This window comes from Arthrobacter sp. CAU 1506 (genome assembly GCF_005047635.1).
Classification (GTDB): Bacteria; Actinomycetota; Actinomycetes; order Actinomycetales; family Micrococcaceae; genus Crystallibacter.
The window spans coordinates 274,148-297,886 of the sequence record NZ_SUKC01000002.1 but is presented as its reverse complement, the minus strand read 5'-3'; the positions used below and the strand labels follow the sequence as shown (position 1 = coordinate 297,886).

At 68.7% G+C, this 23,739-nt stretch carries 22 protein-coding genes; 13 read left to right on the top strand and 9 right to left on the bottom strand.

The annotated features are described in order from the left end of the window. Positions 1-52: 52 nt before the first annotated feature. Entirely contained in the window at positions 53-1,078 is a 1,026-nt protein-coding gene (locus E4J89_RS04045; protein ID WP_136784810.1) for a hypothetical protein, read from the bottom strand. 228 nt (positions 1,079-1,306) lie between these two features. Here E4J89_RS04045 and E4J89_RS04040 point away from each other — a divergent pair, with 228 nt between their 5' ends. The 6 genes from E4J89_RS04040 to E4J89_RS04015 all read left to right on the top strand — a co-directional run bounded on the left by E4J89_RS04040 (position 1,307) and on the right by E4J89_RS04015 (position 11,568). Continuing rightward, positions 1,307-2,446: a GuaB3 family IMP dehydrogenase-related protein gene (locus E4J89_RS04040; protein WP_136784809.1), complete on the top strand. Its 1,140-nt coding sequence runs from the start codon at positions 1,307-1,309 to the stop codon at positions 2,444-2,446. A gap of 24 nt (positions 2,447-2,470) precedes the next feature. Continuing rightward, the gene (locus tag E4J89_RS04035; RefSeq protein ID WP_136784808.1) at positions 2,471-4,195 is read left to right on the top strand and encodes a glycerol-3-phosphate dehydrogenase/oxidase; all 1,725 of its coding nucleotides are present in this window, start codon (positions 2,471-2,473) and stop codon (positions 4,193-4,195) included. Between the two features lie 71 nt (positions 4,196-4,266). After that, the gene (locus tag E4J89_RS04030) at positions 4,267-5,160 is read left to right on the top strand and encodes an SURF1 family protein (RefSeq protein WP_136784807.1); all 894 of its coding nucleotides are present in this window, start codon (positions 4,267-4,269) and stop codon (positions 5,158-5,160) included. 5 nt (positions 5,161-5,165) lie between these two features. After that, positions 5,166-5,660: a DUF3817 domain-containing protein gene (locus E4J89_RS04025; RefSeq protein WP_136784806.1), complete on the top strand. Its 495-nt coding sequence runs from the start codon at positions 5,166-5,168 to the stop codon at positions 5,658-5,660. A 126-nt stretch (positions 5,661-5,786) separates the two neighbouring features. Continuing rightward, positions 5,787-7,376: a glutamine-hydrolyzing GMP synthase gene (gene guaA / locus E4J89_RS04020; protein ID WP_136784805.1), complete on the top strand. Its 1,590-nt coding sequence runs from the start codon at positions 5,787-5,789 to the stop codon at positions 7,374-7,376. Between the two features lie 118 nt (positions 7,377-7,494). Beyond that, positions 7,495-11,568: a DUF4011 domain-containing protein gene (locus tag E4J89_RS04015; RefSeq protein ID WP_136784804.1), complete on the top strand. Its 4,074-nt coding sequence runs from the start codon at positions 7,495-7,497 to the stop codon at positions 11,566-11,568. Positions 11,569-11,612: 44 nt separating this feature from the next. On the opposite strand, the gene cpaB is transcribed toward E4J89_RS04015, so the two are convergent. The 3 genes from cpaB to E4J89_RS04000 all read right to left on the bottom strand — a co-directional run bounded on the left by cpaB (position 11,613) and on the right by E4J89_RS04000 (position 13,422). Further along, the gene (gene cpaB / locus E4J89_RS04010; RefSeq protein ID WP_240691697.1) at positions 11,613-12,284 is read right to left on the bottom strand and encodes a Flp pilus assembly protein CpaB; all 672 of its coding nucleotides are present in this window, start codon (positions 12,282-12,284) and stop codon (positions 11,613-11,615) included. Between the two features lie 117 nt (positions 12,285-12,401). Then, positions 12,402-12,716: an FmdB family zinc ribbon protein gene (locus E4J89_RS04005; RefSeq protein ID WP_136784803.1), complete on the bottom strand. Its 315-nt coding sequence runs from the start codon at positions 12,714-12,716 to the stop codon at positions 12,402-12,404. A gap of 82 nt (positions 12,717-12,798) precedes the next feature. After that, complete coding sequence (locus E4J89_RS04000; protein WP_169303916.1) at positions 12,799-13,422, bottom strand: 5-formyltetrahydrofolate cyclo-ligase; 624 nt, start codon at positions 13,420-13,422, stop codon at positions 12,799-12,801. 67 nt (positions 13,423-13,489) lie between these two features. Here E4J89_RS04000 and galU point away from each other — a divergent pair, with 67 nt between their 5' ends. From galU to E4J89_RS03980, 4 genes are all read left to right on the top strand, one after another. Then, on the top strand, positions 13,490-14,392 hold the full coding sequence (gene galU, locus E4J89_RS03995) for a UTP--glucose-1-phosphate uridylyltransferase GalU (RefSeq protein WP_136784801.1): 903 nt from the start codon (positions 13,490-13,492) through the stop codon (positions 14,390-14,392). Positions 14,393-14,419: 27 nt separating this feature from the next. Next, positions 14,420-15,055 (top strand): GNAT family protein, encoded by a 636-nt coding sequence (locus tag E4J89_RS03990; protein WP_136784800.1) that lies wholly within the window; start codon positions 14,420-14,422, stop codon positions 15,053-15,055. 103 nt (positions 15,056-15,158) lie between these two features. After that, a complete protein-coding gene (locus E4J89_RS03985) occupies positions 15,159-16,121 on the top strand; it encodes a hypothetical protein (protein ID WP_136784799.1) in 963 nt (320 codons plus the stop codon). Positions 16,122-16,236: 115 nt separating this feature from the next. After that, entirely contained in the window at positions 16,237-17,445 is a 1,209-nt protein-coding gene (locus E4J89_RS03980) for an aminoglycoside phosphotransferase family protein (RefSeq protein WP_240691696.1), read from the top strand. Between the two features lie 6 nt (positions 17,446-17,451). On the opposite strand, the gene E4J89_RS03975 is transcribed toward E4J89_RS03980, so the two are convergent. The 5 genes from E4J89_RS03975 to E4J89_RS03960 form a co-directional block, all read right to left on the bottom strand. Next, the gene (locus tag E4J89_RS03975; protein WP_136784798.1) at positions 17,452-18,120 is read right to left on the bottom strand and encodes a response regulator transcription factor; all 669 of its coding nucleotides are present in this window, start codon (positions 18,118-18,120) and stop codon (positions 17,452-17,454) included. Next, complete coding sequence (locus E4J89_RS03970; RefSeq protein ID WP_240691695.1) at positions 18,105-19,514, bottom strand: HAMP domain-containing sensor histidine kinase; 1,410 nt, start codon at positions 19,512-19,514, stop codon at positions 18,105-18,107. The genes E4J89_RS03975 and E4J89_RS03970 overlap by 16 nt, the downstream gene beginning before the upstream one ends. A 43-nt stretch (positions 19,515-19,557) precedes the next feature. Continuing rightward, positions 19,558-19,701 carry a hypothetical protein gene (locus E4J89_RS19675; protein WP_240691694.1) on the bottom strand — a complete coding sequence of 48 codons (144 nt, stop codon included), beginning with the start codon at positions 19,699-19,701 and terminating at the stop codon, positions 19,558-19,560. Continuing rightward, a complete protein-coding gene (locus tag E4J89_RS03965; protein ID WP_136784796.1) occupies positions 19,694-20,047 on the bottom strand; it encodes a hypothetical protein in 354 nt (117 codons plus the stop codon). Before E4J89_RS03965 ends, E4J89_RS19675 begins: the two co-directional genes overlap by 8 nt. A gap of 204 nt (positions 20,048-20,251) precedes the next feature. After that, the gene (locus tag E4J89_RS03960) at positions 20,252-21,994 is read right to left on the bottom strand and encodes a hypothetical protein (protein WP_136784795.1); all 1,743 of its coding nucleotides are present in this window, start codon (positions 21,992-21,994) and stop codon (positions 20,252-20,254) included. Between the two features lie 216 nt (positions 21,995-22,210). Between E4J89_RS03960 and E4J89_RS03955 the strand changes: the two genes are divergently transcribed. Genes E4J89_RS03955 through E4J89_RS03945 form a run of 3 tightly spaced genes read left to right on the top strand, consistent with a single transcriptional unit; the run spans position 22,211 to position 23,617 of the window. Beyond that, entirely contained in the window at positions 22,211-22,867 is a 657-nt protein-coding gene (locus tag E4J89_RS03955; protein WP_136784794.1) for a helix-turn-helix domain-containing protein, read from the top strand. Beyond that, on the top strand, positions 22,864-23,124 hold the full coding sequence (locus E4J89_RS03950; protein WP_136784793.1) for a hypothetical protein: 261 nt from the start codon (positions 22,864-22,866) through the stop codon (positions 23,122-23,124). The genes E4J89_RS03955 and E4J89_RS03950 overlap by 4 nt, the downstream gene beginning before the upstream one ends. A gap of 37 nt (positions 23,125-23,161) precedes the next feature. Next, positions 23,162-23,617 carry an NUDIX domain-containing protein gene (locus E4J89_RS03945; protein WP_136784792.1) on the top strand — a complete coding sequence of 152 codons (456 nt, stop codon included), beginning with the start codon at positions 23,162-23,164 and terminating at the stop codon, positions 23,615-23,617. The last annotated feature ends 122 nt before the right edge of the window (positions 23,618-23,739 follow it).

Here is a 23,739-nt window from a genome sequence, read left to right as displayed (position 1 = left end):
CACAGCCCACGACGGCGCCGTTCCCCGCACCAGGGGAGCGGCGCCGTCGTTGTTAAGGAGCGGCGGGACTTTCGCCCGGCGGCGGCACCGGCGGCGGCACTGGGGGTGCGACCGCGGGCTGCGACCAGCCGCGGGTATGGATGGGACAGCGCATCGGGGCGTGGACTCGGGCGTTCCCGCGGCCACCGATCGCGATGCGGCTGAGCCAGCGGAGCCGACGTCGGAAGACCAGCAGCGCGATGACCAGCAGGGCCGCCGTGTCGGGCCAGCGTGGCGCCGGCCAGTTATCCGGGGCGGGCGGATAGGCCCCATCGGACAGCCCGGCGGCTCGCTCGAAGTGGTTGCGGGAGGAGGGGAACAGCGCTCCGTCGATGATGTAGGCCGCCGGGAAGGCGAACGGGCCGGCCAGCACGTTGCCTACGGCCCACTGGTCGACGTGCCGGGACTCGTGTTTGGCGAGATTCGCCTCCTCGGCCCTGCTCTGGGACATGTTTGGGCCGTAGCGAACGTACTGACCCTCATCTCCGATGCCATACCCATAGACGCTCAAGGGGCCCCACGGGGCTACCGGCGGCATCCACGCAACGAACACGTCGCCGAGCATCGTCCCGCCACCGCTGGTTCGCGGCGGAGGCCAGAACTTGACCCACAGCGACGGCCCGGAGCACGTGTCCATCGCCAGGCCGCGCCCGGTCAGGACTCCGACGCCGCTCACTGGGGCGACCAAAAAATTGCGGGCGATGCGCCAGGGGGCCGGAGGCGAAACCTGCAGATACGGTTCCGGCTTGATTCGCCCGTCGGCAGTGATGTGGCTGTGGCAGACGATGGGCGGGGAGAACGCTTCCACGGCGCGGGCGCCGGCTCCCGCAACGAGCACGGCCGCCACCACGTAGACAGCAATGCCGCGCAAGCGCTGATGGAAGGCGCAGACGGTACATGACGAGGCTCGCCGCACGCGGCGCGACCGAAGAAAGGGCAGCGACCAGACCAGTCCGGCGATGCCAAAGCACAGGGTGGACGCCAAGCCGCCCGCGAACGGCCGCCAGCGCTCGACGGTCCGCCGGATCCTTCCTGTCATGACTGCCCACTTCCCGCTCCGGCTTCCTGCGGCGGGCAGCCGGCAACCGTGAAGGGAACGGGCCTACGGTGCGCGTGCCTGCCGTGCGGCAGGTCGAGCGTACCGCCTGCGTGGGGACGACGCCAGCAGTCGGAAGAGGGGCAGCCGGCAGCCCGCGCAGCGGCCGGCGACAGTCCCATCCCTGCCCGTCATCGGTGAAGCGTTCCAGCAGTGGGATAACCTAGAGCCGTGACTTACGAGATTGAAATTGGCCGTGGCAAGCGTGGGCGCCGAGCCTACTCCCTCGATGACGTGGCGATCGTCCCGTCGCGCCGTACGCGCGATCCGAAGGACGTCTCCGTCAGCTGGCAGATCGACGCGTACAAGTTCGACGCTCCGGTGATCGCGGCACCGATGGACTCGGTGATGTCGCCGGCCACCGCCATTGCACTGGGCAAGCTCGGCGGCCTCGGCGTGCTCAATCTCGAAGGCTTGTGGACCCGGTACGAGGATCCGCTGCCGGTGCTGGAGGAAATCGACGCCCTGGGCACGGAGAGTTTCAACCCGGCCGCCACCCGGCGGATGCAGGAGCTCTACTCGGCCCCGGTCCAGCCGGAACTGATCACCTCCCGCCTGGCCGAGATCCGCGAAGCCGGTGTCACCGTGGCCGGCTCGCTGACCCCGCAGCGCACACAGGAGCACTACAAGACGGTGCTGGCCGCCGGCGTGGACATCTTCGTGATCCGCGGCACCACGGTCTCCGCAGAGCATGTGTCCAAGACGCAGGAGCCGCTGAACCTGAAGCAGTTCATCTACGAGCTGGACGTGCCGGTGATCGTCGGCGGCGCCGCCGGCTACACCCCGGCCCTGCACCTGATGCGTACCGGTGCCGCCGGCGTGCTGGTGGGCTTCGGCGGGGGAGCGACCACCACCACCCGCCGCGCGTTGGGCATCCACGCCCCGATGGCGTCGGCGATCTCCGATGTGGCCGCCGCCCGGCGGGACTACATGGATGAGTCCGGCGGCCGCTATGTGCATGTGATCGCCGACGGCGGACTGGGCTTCAGCGGCGACATCGTCAAGGCCATCGCCATGGGCGCCGACGCCGTCATGCTCGGTTCCGCGCTGGCCCGGGCCGAGGAAGCCCCCGGCCACGGCTGGCACTGGGGCCAGGAAGCCCACCACGACGAGCTGCCGCGCGGAGACCGCGTGAACGTGGGCACCGTGGGCCCGCTGGAGCAGGTGCTGCACGGGCCGTCGAACCACACGAACGGCACGTCCAACCTGGTCGGAGCGCTGCGCCGGTCGATGGCCACCACCGGGTATTCGGACCTGAAGGAGTTCCAGCGCTGCGAAGTGGTGCTGGCACCGATCCAGCCCGGCGACTGACCCCGACCCTGGAAGGCTGAGCCGATGACCGACGGTGCACTGAGTCCCGCAAGCCGCGAGCAGTCGCTCGCCGCCTTGCGCGGCACCGTCGAGCGCGGGGCCGAACTGGACGTGCTGATCGTCGGTGGCGGCGTCGTAGGTGCCGGCGCGGCACTGGACGCGGTGACCCGCGGGCTGGACGTGGGCATCGTGGAGGCGCGGGACTGGGCCTCCGGAACGTCGTCGCGGTCTTCCAAATTGATCCACGGCGGGCTGCGCTACCTGGAGATGCTGGACTTCGCTTTGGTCCGGGAGGCGCTGCAGGAGCGCGGCCTGCTGCTGGAGCGCATTGCGCCGCACCTGGTCCGGCCGGTGCCATTCCTTTATCCGCTGACCAAACGGTTCGTGGAGCGGCCCTACGTGGGCGCCGGTGTGGCCCTGTACGACGCCCTGGCGGTGGCCTCCGGGCGCGGCCGCGGGGTGCCCTTCCACAAACATTTGTCCCAGCGCGGAACCCACCGGGCGGCCCCCAGCCTGAAGAAGGACGCCATGGTGGGGTCCATCCGCTACTACGATGCGCAGGTGGACGACGCCCGGCTGGTGGTGAACCTGGTCCGCACGGCCGCCGCGTTCGGAGCGCACGCGGTCAACCGGTTGGCTGTCATCGACTTCCTGCGTGAGGGCGAGCGCGTGGTTGGTGCCCGGGTGCGCAACCAAGAGGACGGCAGCGAATTCAATATCCGTGCCAAGCAGGTGGTCAATGCCACCGGTGTGTGGACGGACGAAACCCAGGCGATGGTGACCGAGCGCGGCCAGCTGAGCGTGCGCGCGTCCAAGGGAATCCACCTGGTGGTGCCGCGGGACCGGTTCCAGTCCACGGTGGGGCTGATCCTGCGCACCGAGAAATCCGTGCTGTTCGTGATTCCCTGGGGCCGGCACTGGATTATCGGCACGACGGACACGGACTGGGACCTGGACAAGGCCCATCCCGCGGCCTCATCCAGGGACATCGACTACCTGCTCGACCACGTCAACCAGGTGCTGCAGCGCCCGCTGACCCGGGAAGACGTTGAAGGCGTCTACGCCGGGCTCCGGCCGCTGCTGGCCGGTGAAAACGATTCCACCGCCAAGCTCTCCCGCGAACACGTGGTGGCGCACCCGGTCCCCGGCCTGGTGGTGGTGGCCGGCGGCAAGTACACCACCTACCGGGTGATGGCCCGGGACGCCGTGGACGAAGCCGCGCGGGCGCTGGACGAGCGGGTGCCGCCCAGCTGCACGGACACCATCCCGCTGCTCGGCGCGTCCGGTTTCAAGGCCGCCTGGAACAAGCGCAGCCGCACCGCGGACCGGACCGGAATCCACGTGGCCCGGGTGGAGCACCTGCTCAATCGCTTCGGTTCGATGGCCGGGGACGTGCTGGACATCATCACCGAGCGGCCCGAGTTGGCCGAACCGCTGCCGGGCGCCGACGACTATCTGGCGGCCGAGGTGGTCTATGCGACCACGCACGAGGGAGCCCGGCATATCCACGACGTCCTCACCCGCCGGACCCGGATCTCCATCGAGGCTTGGGACCGTGGCGTCTCGGCCGCACCGGTGGTGGCCCAGCTGATGGCGCCGATCCTGGGCTGGAGCGAGGAGCAAGTGGAACGCGAAGTGAAGCATTATCTGGCCCGGGTGGAGGCAGAACGGCTCAGCCAGGAGCAGCCCGACGACGTCTCCGCAGACAGCGCCCGGATGGGCGTCGACGACATCGTTCCGCTGGCCTGAGGGCGGCGGAACCGCCGGGCGGACCGCGGCGCGGATTCGTTTTCTACAAGCATGCGAAGTACCTTTAAAGGGTGCTCAAGACTGCCCTGAAACCCCGCTGGATAGCGGCTCTGGTGCTTGCGCTGGCGCTATCCACGGTGTTTGTGCTGTTGAGCCAGTGGCAGTTTTCCGCGTCCCAAAGTGAACCGCCGCCGCCCCCGGGCGAGACGGAAACCGTCAAGCCGCTGACCGATGTCTTTGAGCCCGGCATCCCGATGATGGCCACCACAGCGGACCAAATGGTCAGCGTGGACGGCAGTTTCGTCCCCGGCGCCCAGGTGCTGGTGCAAAACCGTCTGCAGGACGGTGACAACGGACTCTGGGTGGTGGACGCCTTCGCCGTGCACGGCGTCAAGCAGTTCGACGAAGACGTGGTCATTCCCGTGGTGCGCGGCTGGATCAAGGATCCGGCGGATGCCGTTCCGGCCCCGGACGGCCAGGCCACCGTCGTCGGCCGGCTGCTGCCCACCGAGGCGCCGCTCTCAGGAGCCCGGCCAGCCGGGCAGGTTGCCTCCCTCTCGGTGGCCGAGCTGATCAACCGCTGGGACGTGCCGAGCTACTCCGGTTTCGTGGTCGGTACCGGTTTGACCGTTGCCGGCAAGGATCTGGGCACGGCGACCGACGGCACTGCCATGCAGCCGGTGGTGGTTGGACCGCAGCCGCAGGAAGCACCGGTCAACTGGATGAACGTCTTCTACGCGGTGGAATGGGTGGTCTTCGCCGGCTTCGCCATTTTCCTCTGGTGGCGACTGGTGGCCGACGACTACCGCCGCGATCTGGAGGACGCCGAAGACGCGGCCGCAGAAGCCCGCTCCGCTGCCGAAGCCGAACGCGGCGGCGCCGCCGGCCCAGCCGAACCACATTCCGGTGACCTGGACGGCGCCGATGAGACCAAGCCCAGCAACACACCCCACGCAACGAGGTAGTCCACGTGACAGACAACGCTCCAGACCGTTCCGCCGCGCCGACCCAGCGCCCCGCCAAGCGCCGCTTCGCTGGAACGCACACGCAGATCCGCTCCGCCCTGACGTTCTACAAGATCACCTCCTACATCACCGGCATCATGCTGCTGCTGCTCTGCGCGGAGATGGTGCTGCGCTACGGCTTCAACTTGTTCCTCTTCGCCGGCGCAACCAACACGCTGACCGGAGAGACCTTCGCGCTCGGCCTGGCGCAGGCCGAACCGTCGGTGATCGAGGGCATGAACCTGTCCATCGCGGTGCTGGTGGCGCATGGCTGGCTGTATGTGCTCTACCTGATTGCCGACTTCCGGCTCTGGTCGCTGATGCGCTGGCCGTTCACCAGGCTTGTGCTGATTGCCCTGGGCGGCGTGATCCCGTTCCTGTCCTTCATCATGGAGCGCAGGGTGCACCGCGAGGTGGAACAAGAACTGACCGCCCACCCTGAAGCCGCAAAGCGCTACTGACCAAGCCAGCCGCCGGCCCCGGGGGAGCAGCACGACGGCGGTGCGCGCCGCCGTCGTGCCTCAACTCACGCTGGGAAGCCCGACCTCAAAGTGCGTGGCCCCCGGTACGGCGACTATCCTGTAGGGGTGACTACTCCTCCCCCCGCCACTACGGACCACCGGCCTGTCCTCGTTGTTGACTACGGGGCCCAGTACGCGCAGCTGATCGCCCGCCGCGTACGCGAAGCCAACGTGTACTCCGAAATCGTTCCGCACACCTTCACCACTGAACAGCTGATGGCCAAGAACCCGGTGGCCATCATCCTCTCCGGCGGCCCGTCCAGCGTGTACGCCGAGGGCGCGCCCCGGGTCGGCGCCGACCTGTTCGAAACCGGCGTGCCGGTTTTCGGCATCTGCTACGGCTTCCAGGCCATGGCCAACGCCCTGGGCGGCACGGTGGCGGAGACCGGCCTGCGCGAATACGGCGCCACGGACGCCACCCTGGTGGGGGAGGGCCGTTCCATTCTGGCCGGCATCCCGGCCTCGCAGAACACCTGGATGAGCCACGGCGACTCGGTGCAGCAGGCGCCCGAAGGCTTCGACGTGCTGGCCAGCACGGCGGGCGCACCCGTTGCGGCCTTCGCGAACGAGGAAAAGAAGCTCTACGGCGTGCAGTGGCACCCGGAAGTCAAGCACTCCGCGCACGGCCAGCAGGTCCTGGAGAACTTCCTGTTCCGCGGCGCCGGCCTGGAGCCCAACTGGACCACCGGCAACATCGTGGAAGAGCAGGTGGAGCGCATCCGCGCCCAGATCGGCGATTCCCGCGTGATCTGCGGGCTGTCCGGCGGGGTGGACTCCGCCGTCGCCGCGGCCCTGGTGCAGCGCGCCGTCGGCGACCAGCTGACCTGTGTCTTTGTTGACCACGGGCTGCTGCGCGAGGGCGAAGCCGAGCAGGTGGAGCGCGACTTCGTCGCCGCGACGGGCGTGAAACTGTACGTGGCCAACGAGCAGCAGCGCTTCCTGTCCGCGCTGGCCGGGGTCACCGATCCGGAGACCAAGCGCAAGATCATCGGCCGCGAGTTCATCCGCGCCTTCGAGGCAGCCGAGAAGGCCGTCCTGGCCGAGGCCGCCGCCGACGGCGAGTCGGTGAAGTTCCTGGTGCAGGGAACGCTGTACCCGGACGTGGTCGAGTCCGGCGGCGGCGAGGGCGCCGCGAACATCAAGAGCCACCACAATGTGGGCGGTCTGCCCGAGGACCTGCAGTTCGAACTGGTCGAGCCGCTGCGCACGCTGTTCAAGGACGAAGTCCGGGCCGTCGGCGCGCAGCTGGGCCTGCCGGCCGAGATCGTCGGCCGCCAGCCGTTCCCCGGCCCGGGTCTGGGCATCCGGATCATCGGCGAAGTCACGCAGGAACGCCTGGACCTGCTGCGCAAGGCCGACGCGATTGCCCGGGCGGAGCTGACCGCTGCCGGCCTGGACCAGGAAGTCTGGCAGATGCCGGTGGTCTTGCTGGCCGACGTCCGCAGCGTAGGCGTGCAGGGCGACGGCCGCACGTATGGCCATCCGATTGTGCTCCGCCCGGTCTCCTCCGAAGACGCGATGACCGCTGACTGGTCGCGCCTCCCGTATGACCTGCTGGCCAGGATCTCCAACCGGATCACCAACGAAGTGGACGGGGTCAACCGCGTGGTGCTCGACGTGACGAGCAAGCCGCCCGGAACCATCGAGTGGGAGTAGCCACAACGGGCAACCGCTGCCTACCCGCCGCGCAGCCGCGGGTACACTGCACAGCAAATTCGCTGAGGCAGTGTTGCGGTCGCCCGTTTGGCGTTTAAAGTCCGATACCTTGATTGACATGCCGTTGTGGTCGAGGCAAGTTGCCGAGAGTGAAGTGAAGGGGGCAGCCGTGTCGCTGGCCAGCGTAGCCGAGGCTGCTGAAGACGTTGTGGCATCGTGGCTGGAGAACCTGGGCGATGTGGCCGGGTCCGACACCTTGCTGCGGTTCGCCCCGACGTCGTCGAACAGCATCGACCTGACGCACGCCCACCCGTCCGGTCTGGCCCAGTTGCTGGCCGGACGCCGCACCCGTCTCTCCACCCTGTTGCGCGACCCGAACCAATACGCGGCCGCGATGCGCACCGCCCGCAGCTTGCGGGCCAAGATCCTGGAGCTGGGATCCGAACGCGGCATCGACGTCGGCTATCTCGCCGCCGGGACAGCGTCCTGGCGGGTCCCGGAGGTCGGCCGGTCTGAGGCGCTCAATGCCCCGGTGATGTTGACGCCGGTTGCCCTGACCGTGCGTCCCAGCCAGGACGACTTCGAGCTGCAGCTGGCCGACCGCGCCCGGCTGAACCCGGCCCTCGTCCGCCACTTGTCCGCCGAGCAGGGGATCGGAATCGACGCCGAGGCCACCGCCAGGTTGGCCTACGGCACTGCCCGCCTGGATCCGCACCCGGTGCTGGAACGGCTGCGCCTGCTCACCGCCGACGTGCGGAACATGACCATCGAACACCATTTCCTGGTCTCCACGTTCGCCGATCTGGAAGCCGTGACCGATCCGGTGCTGATCGATGCCGGACACCCGGTGATCCAGGCCCTGGCCGAAGCAGGGGCCGGTTCCGAGGAAGCGCAACCGGCCGCCCACGCTCTGGGCGCGGTGCCGGTGCCGGAGGTGGACCTGCCGCCGATCGACGAACGCGATCCGCAGGACGAGTTCCTGCTGCTGGATGCCGACGCGGCGCAGCAGCAGGTGCTGGACCTGGTCCAGGCCGGGCACTCGCTTGTGGTTTCGACGCCGCCCGGGACCGGGCAGACCCAGACCGCACTCAACGCCGCGGCGGCGCTCGCGTATGAAGGCAAGAGTGTGCTGGTGGTAGCGGAGCGGCGCGGCACGCTGAACGAATTCGCGCAGCTGCTGGACACCGTGGACCTGGGGTCGCTGGCGCTTCAGCTGAGCGCCGACCTGACGCCCGACCAGCTGCGCCAGACCCTGATCCGCGCGATCAGCCGCAGCGAAAAGGCGCAGGAGCCGCAGCTGGGTAAGCTGCACGCCACGCTCACCGACCACCGGCACAAGCTGCTGGACCACGTGAAGTCGCTGCACAATGTGCGCACCCGCTGGCGCTGCTCGCCCTACCAAGCGATGCAGTCGCTGGCCAAGCTCACCTCGCTGGATCCGGCACCGGCGACCACCGTCCGGTTAAAGCGGTCAGTGCTGGACAGCATCACCGACCGGGCCGAACTGGCGGCCCGGCTGGTCCGTGCGGCCGAACTGGGCAGCTTCAGCAAATCCGCCACCACCAGCCCGTGGTTCGGTGCCAAGCTGCTCAACCGCAAGGAAACAGAGGACGCCCACCAGTTGGCCTCCGACCTTGCCAAAGATGTCCCACAGCTGCGCACGCGCATGAACAAGGTGGCCGAGCATTCACAGATCGCCCTTGCCGGGACCTTCCGCGAGTGGGGCGAGCAGCTGCAGCTGCTGGTGGAGGTGCGCGGGAGCCTGGACAAATTCACCCCGGACATCTTCGACCGGCCGGTCACCGACCTGATCTCGGCAACCGCGCCGAGCTCCTGGCGGCGGGATCGCGGGATCGAAATGAGCTCGATGACCCGCTCCCGGCTGCGCAAGGTGGCCAAGGAATACATCCGCCCCGGCGTGCACATCTCGGACCTGCATGAGTCCCTTTTCGAGGTGCAGCAGCAGCGGACCAAGTGGGCCGACTACGCCACGTCGCAGCGCCATCCGGCGGTTCCGTCCGGCTTGGCCGACCTGAACAGCTTTTATCGAGACGTGGCCGCAAGGCTGCAGAAGCTGGCCGCCTTGCTGTCGCCGGTGCCGGATGACCGTGCGCTGGCGGCGATGCCCGACGGCGAGCTCCAGGAACAGCTGGATGCGCTGGCCGCGGACAAGGAAACACTGATCAACCTGCCCGAACGGACGCTGCTGCTGGAGCAGATGCGCGAACACGGGCTGGGTGAGCTGCTGGACGACTTGGCCGAACGCCAAGTCGGTGCCGAGCAGGTTGGTGCTGAACTGGACCTTGCGTGGTGGCAGTCGGCGCTGGAAGCGATGATCAGCGGCGACGACTACCTGGCCATGTCGGACGGCGACAACCTGCGCAAGCTCGAAGCCGTCTACCGGCTCGCCGACAACGCGCACATCGCCTCCGGGCCCGGCCGGCTGCGCTGGGAACTGGCCCAGAACTGGAAGCATTCGCTCAAGAGCAAGCCCAAGGCCGCGCACCGGTTGCGCGACCTGCTCAAGTCCGGCGAACCGACGCTGGCCGCGCTGGGACAGCAGTCGGAATCGCTGGTGTCAGCGCTGCTGCCGATCTGGACCGCCTCCCCGCTGGTGCTGCCGCTGCTGCTGCCGGAAGGCAAGCACTTCGACGCCGTGATCGTCCTCGACGCCGAGGCCACCAGCCTGCCGTCGGCTCTTGCCGCGGTCTCCCGGGGGCATCAGGTGGTGGCCTTCGGCGACGGCGAGCTGGGCCGCGCTGCGCCCTTCGAAGTCAATGTGGACCGCCGCGATGATCCGGTCACCGGCGAGGGCCCGAAGCCGCTGATCAGCTGCTTCCACGCAATGTCCCAGGTGCTGCCGGTGGTGCGCCTGACCACCGCCTACCGTGCCGTGGACCTGGACCTGACCCGTGCGTTGAGCGACAAGTTCTACGGGGGATCGCTGTCCCGGCTGCCCGCTGCCAGCTCCATCCGCGGCGGCGGCCTGGAAGTGGAATACCTGCCGGACGGCACCGGCATGCCCGGCGCCGGACACGAAGGCGTGGAGAGCGTTCCGGCGGAACTCAACCGCGTGGTGGACCTGGTCTTCGAGCACATCAGCCTGCGGCCGTCCCGGTCGCTGGCCGTGGTGACGGCCAGCGCCCGGCATGCGGCCCGGGTGGCGGAGGCCATCCGGCTGCAGCTGCCCAACCACCCCTCGGCCACGAGTTTCTTCCAGCGCCGCCAGGAGCCCTTCCGGGTGGTTCCCGTGGAACGCGCCTCAGGGCTGGTCCGGGATGATGTGATCTTCTCGCTGGGCTTCGGCCGGACGCCGCACGGCCGCGCAGTGCACGACTTCGGGCCGCTCTCGGCGGCAGGGGGACGTGCGCTCTTCGCGACCGCGGTGACCCGATCCCGGCATTCGCTGCACGTCCTCAGCTGCTTCCGCCCCGAGGATCTGGACCCGGAGCGGCTGCGGCATGGAGCGGTCGATTTCCACGACCTGCTGGACCGTCACCTCGGCGACGGGCGTTTCCGCGCGTCCGAACTCTCGCCCGGCATCGATGACCCGCTGGTCGCCGACCTGGTGGAGCGTGTCCGCACCCGCGGCGCACGCGTCTGGGACCACTATTACGGACTCATCGATATTGTGGCCAGCACGGGCACGGTACAGTATTCGCCGGATGTTGAACCGACGCTTCCGGTGGCTTTGGAATCGGACGGCACCCCGGCCTACCGGGAACTGACCGTCCGGGAACGCAGCCGGCTGCGCCCGCAGCAGTTGGAACGGCTCGGCTGGCGGCCACTGACCTTGTGGACCATCGAGGTGTTCACTGATCCGGAGAAATGCGCGGACTTGATCGGAGGCTACTTGGGACTGCAGAAGCCGGAAGAACCGGTCAACAGGGACGGCCGTTCGGCCACTTCGGGAAAGCCGGAGCAGGCAGCAGGAAAGCCGGAGCACGCCACAGAGCAAGCGGGACAGGCACCGTCCGCGTCCGGAACGGATGGTGTGGCAGAGCCTGAAACGGATGCAGCAGCCGAGGCACAGGAGGTCGGCCAGGACGGCTTGCCATCCCGCCGCGCCAAGCGCAGCCAGTCCCCGGCGCTCCCCACCAAGGCAGCCGAAGACGACCCCCGCGCCTGGGGCGACCAGGACGAGGACCGGGACGCCTGGCTGCGCGAGCAGCGTCCTCCGCACTGGGGCTAAGCGGGACACCGGCGCCTGAGGCACCGGCGGCCCGGCCCGGGCTGTCAGCCCACCAGCACCAGGAAAATGTTGCCCCGGCTGGAAGCACCAGCCAGGTTGGTGGCGTCGGACGGTGCCGCAGCCACTACCACCAGCCCGTCAGGCTCCTGGGAGCCGAGCAGCGTCGGTGAGGCACCGCCGTCGTCGGCTTTCCAGAGCACCGGGACGGCGCGCGCCAAGACCGTCGATCCCGCAGGCTCATCGAATCCGTTGCCGCTGCTGAGGACGATGTCCACCAGTTGGCCGGGGGAGACCAACTGGACGGTGGAGGGGTCTGCGGGACGAACCGGCACGGCCACCGTCCCTTGGGGCGCCCCCGCCAACAACCCTGGCCCGACGATGGAGGTGTCGAAGACCGGGGAACCCGCCCGCAGGGCCGTGGCCAGGCGCTGGCCGACCAGCGGCTGGGTGCTGGCCGCGCTGCCGGCCGGAACGGCACCCGCCGGCAGTTGGGCCAGGGCGAGGTCCGCGGCGGACAACACCGTGCCGGCCGGCAGGTCCGCCGCGGCGACCACAACGGCGTCGGTGGGCGGCGGCGCGGGGGTGAAGTGATGAACCGCCAGGGCGGCCGCGGCGCAGAGCAGCAGGGCGGCCATCAGCCGATAGTGCCGGCGGAGGATCCTCCGTGGCATTACGGCGAGGCGGGCGGTGCGGCTGGGCGCTGCGTCGAGGGGCATGCAGCCACGCTACGACCGGCGGCCCGTGCCAAGCAGCGGGCAGCGGCAGCGCTGTGGACACAGCACTGCCGCTGGAGAGGTGTGTAGGAGAAGCGGCGGTCGCCGGTCCGCGGCTGCTTAGCTGGCGGCTGCGGCGGGCGCCGGGGTCGAGGACGCGGCAGGCTTGGCCGGTTCTGCGGCAGCGGCCGGCTTGGCGGCTTCCGTACCACCGTTGGAACCGGAGGAGGCCGCAGGAACGGAGCTGGCCTTGGAAGCGTCGCGGGAGTCCGTGCGGTAGAAGCCAGAGCCCTTGAAGACGACGCCCACGCTGTTGAACTTCTTGCGCAGGTTGCCGCCGCATTCGGGGCAGACGGTCAGCGAATCATCGCTAAAGGACTGCTGGATATCGAAGGCGTGGGAGCAGTCTTTGCAGGCGTAGGCGTACGTGGGCACTGTGGTTCCTCCTGAAAACTCGGCCTGGAGCAGAACAGTGCCTGAGTCAAAAGCTGGCACTCACATGCTCCGAGTGCCAATTCTACACCCTCCGGCTGCCGAACCAGGTCCAGCCGGCGGGAGTCACCACGCCGTCCAGCGGAGCATCGAGCGCGGTGAACTCGAAGGTGCCGGAGGGTACGACCTCGTCGGTGTAGAAGAGCCCCACAACCTTCGGGCGGTCGGAGCCGTCGGGCAGCGAGGCCAGGAAGCGGTCATAGTAGCCGCCGCCCTGGCCCATCCGGTTGCCATCGGCATCTACGGCCAAGCCGGGAATTAGCAGCAGCGGAAGTCCGGCCATGATCTCCGGTCCAAAGCGTTCTCCGACCGGCTCGTCTACCCAGGCCCGGGGGCTGCGTGCCAACTCCACGCCGGTGAACCAGCGGGCCCAGCTGAGCCGGTAGCCCGGTTCGCAGATGGGGACGACTACGTGGTAGCCGGCGTCCTCCAGGGCAGGCAGCAGCGTCCGGGTCGACGGCTCAGAACCGACGGAAAGGTACGCCGGAACGGTGGTGCCGGCCGGGATCTTCAGCTGCCGCAGGCCGTCCAGCACCTGCTGGGCGAAGGCACTTCCGGCCCGAAGCCGGTCCTCGGCCGGGCGCTCGGTGCGGCGGGTGCGGAAGAAAGCGCGGGCCGTGTCCTTGCCCATGCGGGTCAGCTTCTCCATGGCCGCCATCGTAATTCCTTTCCCCGCAATCGGCTTGCCGAACAGCTTCGTTCGGTACTCTGAATTCATGACGTCTCACAGTGCGGTACGCAAAGCAGTCATTCCCGCCGCCGGCTTGGGAACCCGTTTCCTGCCCGCCACCAAGGCGATGCCCAAGGAGATGCTGCCCGTCGTGGACAAGCCGGCCATCCAGTACGTGGTCGAAGAAGCCGTCCGCGCCAACCTGAGCGACGTCATGGTGATTACCGGACGCAACAAGCGGCCGCTCGAGGACCACTTTGACCGGGTTCCCAATATTGAGCAGATCCTGGAGGAGAAGGGCGATCTGGAAAAGCTCGCCGCGGTTCGCGCTGCCTCGGAACTGGCGGACATCCACTATCTGCGCCAAGGCGACCCGCTGGGGCTCGGCCATGCCGTGCTGCGTTCGCGCCAGCATGTGGGCCACGAGCCGTTCGCCGTGCTCCTCGGAGACGATCTGATCGACGAACGCGACAACCTGCTGACCCAGATGATCGAGGTCCAGCAGCAGACCGGCGGCTCCGTGGTCGCCCTGATGGAAGTGGACCCGGCGCAGATCAGTGCCTATGGCTGCGCCGACATCACCCCGGTGGGGGACGGCAGCTACGTTCAGATCAACGAACTGGTGGAAAAGCCCGCGCCGGGCGAAGCTCCTTCCAATCTGGCCGTGATCGGCCGCTATGTACTGCACCCGGCCGTCTTTGACGTACTCGAGGAGACGAAGCCGGGCCGCGGCGGTGAAATCCAGTTGACCGATGCCCTTGAAGTGCTGGCCGGCACGGAAGGCGAGGGTGGGGGCGTCTATGGCGTGGTCTTCTCCGGACGCCGTTACGACACCGGCGACAAGCTGAGCTACCTCAAGGCAGTGGTGACGATAGCCTCCGAGCGGGAGGATATCGGCACGGAACTGCGGGGCTGGCTGAAAGAGTTCGTCGACGGTTCCTGCGACTGAGCGCCGCTCGACCGCAAAGATTTTCACATGGTTTACGGCGCGGCGATCTGGCCGGCGACACTGGAGTGCGGGGATTTGTCGCTGCGCCCCATCCGCTACCGGGACAGGCACGAGTGGATGGCGGTCCGGCGCCGCAATGCACGCTGGCTGGAACCATGGGAGGCGTCCAACCCGGCTCCCGGCGGTTATCTGCCCGCGTTCTCCGAGATGGTCCGCTCCCTCAAGCACCAGGCGCGGATGGCCATGGCCCTGCCCTGGGTCATCACGGAGCTGCAGCCGGGAAGGCCCCAGCCGGCGCTGATCGGGCAGCTCACGGTCTCCGGCATCACCTGGGGCTCCGCGATGTCCGCGACCCTGGGTTACTGGGTGGATGAGGCATGCGCCGGACGCGGGATCGCGCCGACGGCGGTGGCCATGGCTACCGACCATTGTTTCCAGACACTCGGGCTGCATCGGATGGAGATCAATATCCGGCCGGAGAACCGGGCCAGCCTCCGCGTGGTGGAGAAGCTCGGTTTCCGGGACGAGGGCCTGCGTCCACGGTACCTGCACATCAACGGCGCGTGGGCGGACCATCGCAGCTTTGCGCTCACCGCTGAGGAAGTTCCCGGTGGCCTGCTGGCCCGCTGGCTGGAGCACGGGGACGTCGGGTTGACGCCATAAAGACGTTGGGCTGACACCATAAAGCAGCGCCGGGCGGAATCGTTATCCGACACACCGTGAAGAATGCCGCACCCGGCATGCTCAAGCTCCTACGGTTTTGAGAGTGGACATTCAGAGCTCTGTGATCTTGGCGGTCATCGTTGGGCTGTGGTTTGTCTGGGTAGGACCGTACCTGTTCCGCGGAGGATTCCGGCCCGCGATGGCTGAACCGGCGGCGGGGCACGCAGCAGCACCACTAGTTTCAATACCCGCAACCGCCTCCAGCGGCAACCAGGGGATCATCATGGAATACAACGCACAGCCGGCACCGTCGACGTCGTCGCCCGTGCAGCAGCCCTCCCGGCAGTCCGCCGGGCAGCCCCAGTTCCGGATTCGCTACGGCCGGACCGCCCTGGCCTTGACCGGAGTTTTAGCCCTGGTGGTCTTCGTCGCCGGCGGCGCCCTTGCCCTGGCCGGCGCAACCTCGGGCCAGATCCCTGGCTTCGCGCTGCTGGCGGCCGTCGCCGTCGTCGTCATCCTGCGCTCACTGGCCATCCGCGACCGCAAAAACCGTGCCGCGGCGCGTGCCGACCGAGCGGCCCGCGCGGCATCGGCGTCGCAGGCCGCCGGCGCGAAGACGCCCGCCCGGCCCACCCAGCTGTTCGACGGGGCCGCCACCGCCCAGCCGGCGTCGGAAACCGCACCGGCAGAACCTGCTCCGTTGACGGCCGCCGAACTGCGCGAGCGGGCGCTGAAGGTTGCCGCTGAGGCCGGCGATACGGTTGCGCCGGGCAAGACGTCCGGCACGCCCTGGCAGCCCGTGGACGTACCCAGACCGACCTATGTGGCCGCCGCCAAGGCCAACCGTCCGGCGCCCGCACCGCTGCCGGCCCCCGAAATCAAGAAACCGCAGGTCAAAACCTCGATCAAGCAGACCGTGGCCCAGCGGACCGAAGAGGCTGCGGCACAGCGGAGTGCAGCGGCCGCCGGCCAGCACGCCGACGCCACCCCGGCCGAGGCCTCCGGCCAGGCACCCGCAACCAACCGGCTGAACCTGGACGACGTGTTGCAGCGCCGCAGGGCCTGACCTGCCCCCTGAAAGCGACCGCGGCCTGCCCAACCGGGCGGGCCGCAGTGCTTTTCTGGTCCGTCTTCCCTGCCCGTACCGAGCGGCGGAGGCCGCAATGGTGTGCAATGGAACCATGGATGCACCACAACCGGACGTGATGGCGGCGGAGACCGCCGGGATCGACCTGCTGGAAAGCCCCGAGATGCGCGAGCCGCTGGAACTGGCCGTCGCCACGCTCGGCGGCAGCGTCCAATCCTGGCAGTTGGCCAAACTGCAGCACCGCCCAGGCGCCGGCGCGACCGGCATCTACACCGTGCGGCTTCGGGGCAACGACGGCGGCGAACGGACCGAGTACGTCTGCGTCACGACCGCCGCGGTGCCCGAATGCGGCCTGCCGCTGGTGCGCCTCGACGGCGGAGCCGTCCCGTTGACCGCCTGGCTATACCCGTCCGACCCGGTGCTGGTCGGCTTGCCGGCGGCCTGCGACCCAGCTGCAGTAGGCAGGAGTGTCTTCGGCGGTGGAGAGGCGGAGCTGCGGATGGTCAGCTACCGGCCGCTGCGGCGGGCCGTTCTGGAAGCGGTACAGGGTGACCGCAAGGTGTTCCTGAAGGTGCTGCGTCCGGACCGGGCGGTTCAGTTGCTCCGCCGGCACCATTTGTTGACCGACGCGGGCCTGCCGGCTCCGGTTGCCACCGCCGGCCCGGCGGACGGCGTAGTGGTGTTGACGGAGGCGACGGGAACTCCCTTGGCCCGGGCCATCATGAACGACGGCGCCGCGGCCTTGGCGCCGGAAACCCTCCTCGACCTGCTGAAGTCCCTCCCGCCGGGCGTCGTGGAGCTCTCACGGCGTCCGGCGTGGGCCGAGCGCGCCGCCGACTACGCGAAGGCGGCGGCTGCGGTGCTTCCGGACGAGCAGGACCGGATTTTTGCCCTCGCCGGCCGGGTGGAAGAATTGCTGGCCGCCACCGATGCCGGTCCGGTGGTCCCCACCCACGGGGACTTCTACGAAGCCAACCTGATGGTGAACGGCGGCCGGATCACCGGCCTGATGGACGTCGACTCGCTGGGGCCGGGGCATCTGGTGGACGACCTGGCCTGCTTCCTCGGGCATCTGGCCGTGCTGCCGGCGGTCCACGCCGGCTACGTGCACGTGCCGGCGGCGTGCGAGCGTTTCGCCGCGGTCTTCGACACCGTGGTGGACCCGGCCGGGCTGCGCGGCCGGGCAGCCGGCGTGGCGCTGTCGCTGGTCGCCGGGGCCAAGACCGCCGGCGAGGGGCACGATTGGCAGCAGGACGCGCTGCAGCGGCTCGCCATCGCCGAGGGGTTGGCCGCGGAGGCCTGAGCCGGCCTAGGCGTCCGGCACCAGCCGGTAGCCCATGCCCCGGACGGTAGCGAACTTCTCCGCCCCCAGCTTGTTGCGCAGATAGCGGACGTAGACGTCCACCACGTTGGATCCGGGATCGAAGTCATATCCCCAGACCCGCGAGAGCAGCTGTTCGCGGCTGAGGACCTGGCCCGGGTTGCGCAGGAACGCCTCGGCGAGGGCGAACTCCCGCGCGGAGAGGTCCACCTCCCGGTCGCCCACGCTGGCCCGGCGGGTCCGCAGATCCAAGCTCAGGGTGCCGCTGCTCAGGTTGGCCAGGTCAGCCGGCTGCGCCTCGGTCCGCAGCCGCAGCCGTACCCGGGCCAGCAGCTCTTCGAACCGGAACGGCTTGGACATGTAGTCGTTCGCGCCGTTCTCCAGCCCAGCGACCGTGTCATCCACCGAGCTGCGGGCGGTGAGGATGATGACCGGAGTGTCATTCCGGCCTTCGCGCAGCCGCCGCAACACGGTGAATCCGTCCTGGTCCGGCAATCCCAGATCAAGGATGACCAGTTCGAAGTCTCCGGTCATGGCCAGTTGGTAGCCTTCCCCGCCCGTGCCGACCACGGTGGGCACATAGCCGGCCGCCTTCAACCCCTTGGCCACGAAGGAGCTAATCCTGTCCTCGTCCTCGATGATCAGAATCTGGCCCACGCTGTTAACTCCTTGTCCGCGGCTGCCTCCGGCCGCCCAGTGATCACGATGGTGAAAGTTGAACCGGCGCCCGGGGCAGAGGCCAGTTCCACGGTGCCGCCGTGCGCTGCCGAAATGGCGCTGACGATGGTCAGCCCCAAGCCCGACCCTTCCGCCCGCGTCCCGTTGCTGCCCCGGGTGAAGCGGTCAAAAATCCGGCCTTGGTCCTCGGGAAGGATGCCGGTTCCTTCGTCCCTGACCCACAGCCGCAGTTCATCGCCCCGCACGGCCGATCCGATGGCCACGGTGGAACCGGGCTCGGAGAACTTGGCGGCGTTGGCCACCAGTTGAAGCCACGCCTGGGTGATCCGACGGCTGTCGAGCGGCCAGCGGATTTCCGCGCGGGCATCGACCATCCACCGGCGCTGACCCAGGGCGCGTGCCTTGTCCAAGACGTCATCGGTCAGCTGGCCGACCTCCACGCCAGCCAGGCTGACGAAGCCCGGGCGCTCTGCCTTGGCCAGCAGGACCAGATCGTCCACCAGCAGGCGCATCCGGTCCAGCTCGTCGAGGGCGATTCCGCGAACCGATTCCACCTCTGCCGGGTCGTGCGAGTCCTGCAGCTCCAGGTGGCCCTGCAGGATGGTGATCGGGGTTCGCAGTTCGTGCCCGACGTCATCGAGCAGCTGTCGCTGGGCCGTCATCGACCCATCCAAGCGGTCAAGCATGTCGTTGAACGTGCGGGACAGTGCGGAGATGTCGTCGTTGCCGCTGACCGGGATCCGCTGGGTCAGGTCCGCGTCGGTGATCTGTTGTGCGGTTTCGCGCACCAGCCGGACCGGGGCGAGCAGCCGTCCGGCCAGAAGCCAGCCGACGCCGCCGACCAGTACCAATGAGCCGAAGCCGATCAGCGCGTAGGTAAGGAAGATGTCTCCCAGTTGCCGCAGTTCGGCGTCATAGTCGTAAGCCAAAACAAAGGTGCTCTGCGCCGGGTCCGACGACAACTGAACGGGCACGGTCACCACCCGGTAGGCGGTCAGCGGCGTCCGCACTGTCGCCAGCATGACCCGGTCGGAACCGCCGGCCTGTGGGCCAAGGCGGGCCACCAGCTCGGCATCCTGCTCCAGCCGCAGCTGGACGGAGGGACTCGCGGTGTAGGTCACCTGACCGTCGACCAGGCCGAGCATGCCTTCGTTGGCTGCCGGCAGGGTCCGTTGCATCGCGAGGAAGACCAGCCGGCTGGCTTGCGTGAACGGTTCCCCCGTTTCCGGGTCGATGCCCGTTTCCGCCAGCGTCTTGAATTCGGTCACGCTGCGCTGCAGTGAATCATCGATGCGCTGGACAATATGTGCCCGCTGCAAGGCGAAGGCAACCGACCCGGCAACCAGCAGGCCCAGCGCGGAGAGTGCGAGCACGGCGGCCAGTATCCGTACCCGGACCGAAAGCCCGCCGGGAGGGCTATGCACGGCCGCCGGAAAGGCCGGCGTCACGCCCGCCTGCGCGGCCGCCGGCACGCCCGCCGGAACAGCCGGCGTCGCCGTAGTGCCCGGGCCAGTCCCGCAGCATGTCCGGGGCAGTCGCATCGGCGCGGGTATTAGTCATCGTCGTCGCCGTCGTCATGCCCATCATCATCCCAAGTGTCATCGTCGTCATCGTAGTTCTGCGGTGGGGCGGGCTGGACCGGAACCGGCTGACTCGCTTCTTCCGGCCGAGGTGCCGACGGAGACGGCGACTTCGTCGGGGTGGCAGCGGGCGACGGCGATTCACTGGCTGCCGGGTCCGGACTTTTTGCCGGGGTAGGCGAACCGGTCTGCGTGACGCTGATCGACGGGCCCAGATCGGTGGATCCCGGATCGCGCAGCGCGGCAGCCAGCGCGGCACCGCCGACGCCCAGCCCGAGCAGCACGGCCAGTGTGACCAGAACGGTGCGGATGGCTATACGGGGCATGGCACCAGTATCCATGGCGCAGATGAGACAAAGATGAGAGCCTCGCCGACACCCCGGTGGTGCAATGCGGGCAACATCCGAGCCCGGTCCAACGCGACGCCGGGGAGAAGGTCCTCCGAGGCGGTCCGGGCAACATCCGGACCCCGGTCCAAGGCGGCACGGGGAGAAGGCTCTTCGGTCCGGAGCCGCTGGCAGCCCGATCGCTCAGTCGGTGCCGTCGGCCGCCGCGTCGGCGGCGCGCCGGGCGATGTCCGCTTCCACCGTCCGGCCCAAGTCGTCGAGCGCCGAGGCCAGCCCCAGTTGGGCCGCGACCCGGAGTGTGCGGCCGACGTCGGGCTCTTGCAGCACCAGTTTGAACATCGGCACCGCGTCATCGGGGCGGCCCATCTCGGCCAGCACATGTGCGGCGAACAGTTCGGAATTTCCGGCCGAGGCTGCGTCGTCCGCGGCCGAATAGAGGTCGGCCGCGTGCAGCGCCGCCGAGACCGCCCCGGAGCCGTCCTCCAGTGCCCACAGTCCCCGGGCCCGCGTGTCGCTGTAGTCCGCCTCGTACCAGTGCGCCCCGTACTCGCGGGCCAGGCTGATCGCCTCGTCCAGGGCCGTCAGTCCGTCCGGGTTGCCGGCCTCGCACAACGCGTGGCCGAGTGCATGCAGTGCCTGAGGCAGCGCGGCGTCGTCGTCCTCGGCCTTGCGGGCGGCCGCCACGGCCGCCTCGAAGCAGACCAGCGCGTCCTTCTCCCGGTCCTCCCGGGAGAGCAGCGTGCCGGTCGCCAGCAGCGCGCGTGCCGACTCGCCGAATTCGCCGCCGCGGCTGAACTCGGCCACCGCGCGGCGCCAAGAGTCCAGCGCCTCGGCGGTGCGCCCGGCATGCCGGTGGGCATGGCCCATGCTCATCAGGGCGCGGGCCACCTGCGGGTGCGGTGCCTTGGTCTGCTCAAGCCGCTGCAGCAGCTTGGACAGCACCTCGCCGGCAAGCTCATACTCTTCGGCCTCCAGCAATTGGTTGCCCAGGGCCAGGCGCAGGGTCAGCTCTTCCTGGACTTCGCCGCGTTCAGCTTGAACCACCGCAGCCTGCCAGGCCAGCACGGAGTCGTCATAGTCGCCCATCCCGGCACACAGCCGCGCCAGCACCACGGCCGCACTGATCGCGCCCTTCCGCACGCCGGCTGCTGCGTAGAGTTCCAGCGCGGTCAGCGCCTCCTCCAGCCCGGCCGCGCCCTCGCCGCCAGCGGCATTGGCCTTCAGCAGCCACATGCTGGCGGTGGTGGCGCGGTTGCCCGGCAAGGCCAGCATCCGGTCGGCTGCCGCGGTGGCCCGTTCCGGCTGGTCGGCCTGCAGGTAAGTATTGGCCAGGTACATCAAGGCACCGGACAAACTGTCGGTCCGGCCGGCACGTTCGTAGCCGGCCACCGCCTCCTCCAGCAGCGTGATCGCCCGCCTCGCCTCACCCCGCTGGGAACGGACGACGGCGATGGCCAGCTGCACGTCCGACGTCACCGACGCGGGGGAGTGGGAGGCCAGCAGGTGGGCTAGTTCGGCCTCCAGCAGCGGCAGGTCGTCGTCGCCTGCCTCGCGGAACAGAACGGTTCCCAGCCGTTCACCCGCGGCCGCTTCCGCCGCCAGCCCGTGCCGCCGGAGCAGGGCAATCCGTGCCTGAAGATAATCCAGGGCTTGCCGCTGGTCTCCGGACAGCTGGTCGAGCGCAATCAGCACCGAATACAGGCCCAGCCGGACGTCCAGATCGGCATCGGAGGACCGCGCCAATCCGGCCTCTGCCATTGCCCGTGCGTTGGCGTGGTTCTCGGCGTAGGCCGCCTCGTACGCACGGTCCAAACAGTCCCGGGCGGCTGCAGGGAACCGTGCCGGATCGGGGCCGGCGTTCTCCAGGACGGCACGCAATCGGTCGGCGATCAGGCCACGTGGCCTGGTGGCCGCGGAGTCAGGCACGGCGGCCCCGCTTCCGCAGCGCTGTGCCGTGGAACCTCGTTGCCGCATTGCCCATGGTCTCAGTTCTAGCGGCCAACCGAGGTCGGCGCAATGCCCTCCTGACTGCCTGCTAAGCCGGGGCGGTGATGACCATCCGAGTGCGGACGCAGCTGATGCAAAAGATTGATTGCAAAGATACTCTTGCAAAGATATCTTTGCAAGAGTATGGTTGTCCTCATGGAACAGGACAGGAAGCACCAGGCGGCCCCGGCCAGCGATCACAGCGACCGCCGGGTAGATGTGGTGTCGCTGAAAGCCCTGGCCCACCCGCTCCGGATCCAGCTGCTCAATGTGTTGTCCCAATACGGTCCGCACACCGCCAGCGGGCTGGCGGAACGTTTGGGGGAGTCCAGCGGCTCCACCAGTTATCACCTGCGCCAACTGGCCAAGCATGACTTTGTCCGCGAGGTCGAAGGCCGCGGAACAGCCCGCGAACGCTGGTGGCGGCGTACCCCCGGCAGCCTGACGATCAACACCGGTGACCTGGGCGACAGCCCGGCGACCAAAGAGGCGGCCCGTCTGGTCACCCGGGAATTCGAACGTAGCCGGGCGGACCTGCTGGCCGATTTCATGGCTTACGGGAGCGACCTGGTGCCAGAGGAGTGGCTGGAAGCGTCGGTGGTCAGCACCATCAACGTCCGGCTGACCCGGGAACAACTCGCCGATCTTGCCGAACAAGCATCTGATTACGTCCGCAATCTGGCCGCACCGTATCTGGACCAGACAGCGGAGAGCACCGCCGGTACCCGCCCGGTACAGCTCCACTTCAACGCTTTTCCGATACTCGACGTCCGCTCGGACCGGACGCCCGCACACACCGAGAGCCCATCATGACCACCACCGTTGACACCCAGCCGTTCCGCCCGGCGTCGTCCGCCAGCTTCAACATTCGGCCCTCGGCCTTTGAATCGTTCCTGATCCACTCCGGCCGTGCGCTGGTGATGGCCGGAGAGCACCGGGCGCGGCGCAAGGCCGCTCTGGGCCGGTTGACGCCGCCACGCCACGTTGCCCCCGCCATGCTGCTGCGGGCCCACGAAGCCCTGCGGACGGATGTCCAGGCTGCAGCGCAGAGCGGTATCCACGCCCGCTAGCCTCTGCCCGGCAGCGCTGCGGCCCTAGACTGATGGGGTGGAGTTCGATACCCGGGTCGCCGCCTACGGTGTGATCGTCGCCGATGGCGCCGTGCTGCTGGCGCGTTGGACCGGCGCTGGCTGGCCGCGCTGGACGCTGCCCGGCGGCGGTCTGGAATACGGCGAAGACGCAGCCACCGGGGCAGTCCGGGAGATCCGCGAGGAGACGGGCTATTCAGCCAAGCTCCAGGGCCTGCTGGGCGTGGACAGCAAACACATCCCGGCCGAGAAGCGGCTGAACGGTCGCCGTCCGCTGCACGCCTTCCGCGTCATTTACTCGGCCACGGTCATCGACGGAGAACTCAAAGACGAGGCCGACGGCTCCACCGATCTGGCCCGCTGGATCCCGCTCCACCGGATCCCCTCGCTGGACCGCGTCGACCTGGTCGATCTGGGGCTGAAACTCCGCTTTCCGGACGGTGTGCCGGTAAGCCATTCCGCTAACGACCGCTGAGCGCTATGCTGGTCCGGTTGCCGGGCCGCACGGAGGTCCGCTGGGACTGATCGAGGAGGTGGGTGTGATGACTGTTCTTGCCGCACATCCCGAAGCCATCTCCAGCCCAGCCCCCGACCGGC

Bases quoted from the DNA above. Each gene is read 5' to 3' on its own strand.
- E4J89_RS04045 (WP_136784810.1), bottom strand. From the start codon at position 1,078: ATGACAGGAAGGATCCGGCGGACCGTCGAGCGCTGGCGGCCGTTCGCG.
- E4J89_RS04035 (WP_136784808.1), top strand. From the start codon at position 2,471: ATGACCGACGGTGCACTGAGTCCCGCAAGCCGCGAGCAGTCGCTCGCC.
- E4J89_RS04015 (WP_136784804.1), top strand. From the start codon at position 7,495: ATGCCGTTGTGGTCGAGGCAAGTTGCCGAGAGTGAAGTGAAGGGGGCA.
- cpaB (WP_240691697.1), bottom strand. From the start codon at position 12,284: ATGCCCCTCGACGCAGCGCCCAGCCGCACCGCCCGCCTCGCCGTAATG.
- E4J89_RS04000 (WP_169303916.1), bottom strand. From the start codon at position 13,422: ATGGAGAAGCTGACCCGCATGGGCAAGGACACGGCCCGCGCTTTCTTC.
- galU (WP_136784801.1), top strand. From the start codon at position 13,490: ATGACGTCTCACAGTGCGGTACGCAAAGCAGTCATTCCCGCCGCCGGC.
- E4J89_RS03990 (WP_136784800.1), top strand. From the start codon at position 14,420: ATGGTTTACGGCGCGGCGATCTGGCCGGCGACACTGGAGTGCGGGGAT.
- E4J89_RS03980 (WP_240691696.1), top strand. From the start codon at position 16,237: ATGGATGCACCACAACCGGACGTGATGGCGGCGGAGACCGCCGGGATC.
- E4J89_RS19675 (WP_240691694.1), bottom strand. From the start codon at position 19,701: ATGACTAATACCCGCGCCGATGCGACTGCCCCGGACATGCTGCGGGAC.
- E4J89_RS03965 (WP_136784796.1), bottom strand. From the start codon at position 20,047: ATGCCCCGTATAGCCATCCGCACCGTTCTGGTCACACTGGCCGTGCTG.
- E4J89_RS03955 (WP_136784794.1), top strand. From the start codon at position 22,211: ATGGAACAGGACAGGAAGCACCAGGCGGCCCCGGCCAGCGATCACAGC.
- E4J89_RS03950 (WP_136784793.1), top strand. From the start codon at position 22,864: ATGACCACCACCGTTGACACCCAGCCGTTCCGCCCGGCGTCGTCCGCC.